Origin of the sequence: Mesorhizobium tamadayense (genome assembly GCF_003863365.1) — a bacterium.
Classification (GTDB): Bacteria; Pseudomonadota; Alphaproteobacteria; order Rhizobiales; family Rhizobiaceae; genus Mesorhizobium; species Mesorhizobium tamadayense.
The window spans coordinates 1-395 of sequence record NZ_RQXT01000261.1 but is presented as its reverse complement, the minus strand read 5'-3'; the positions used below and the strand labels follow the sequence as shown (position 1 = coordinate 395).

Here is a 395-nt window from a genome sequence, read left to right as displayed (position 1 = left end):
GACGAAATGCCACCGCCTGATAGAATGCCGCCAGCTCGGCCTTGCTGATGCAATAGTCCGCGCGCTCGGGCGAACTTGCCTCGTGTGAGACCGACGTGATGTTGATGATAGACCTGGGTACATCCGCCGCGCTCCTCACGAGCATTGCCTTGACCACAGCAAGCGTAAAGAACACCGTCCCCCTTAGGTCCATCGCGATCGTCTTATCGAAGTCCGCCGGCACCAGGTCGAGGAAGTCACCAGGTACGACTGCCATGGAGGCATTGCTAACAAGGCAATCGACACGACCAAATCGCGAAAGGACGCCCGTTACCGTTTCTTCATGTCGGGAAACATCAGTGATATCGGACTGCAGATAGGCGGCTGCCACGCCATAGGATTCTAGTTTTGCGACA

At 56.5% G+C, this 395-nt stretch carries 1 protein-coding gene; it reads right to left on the bottom strand.

The annotated features are described in order from the left end of the window. A partial coding sequence (locus EH240_RS37590) for an SDR family NAD(P)-dependent oxidoreductase (RefSeq protein WP_245436724.1) occupies nucleotides 1–370 on the bottom strand: 370 nt, incomplete at its 3' end. Nucleotides 371–395: the final 25 nt, after the last annotated feature.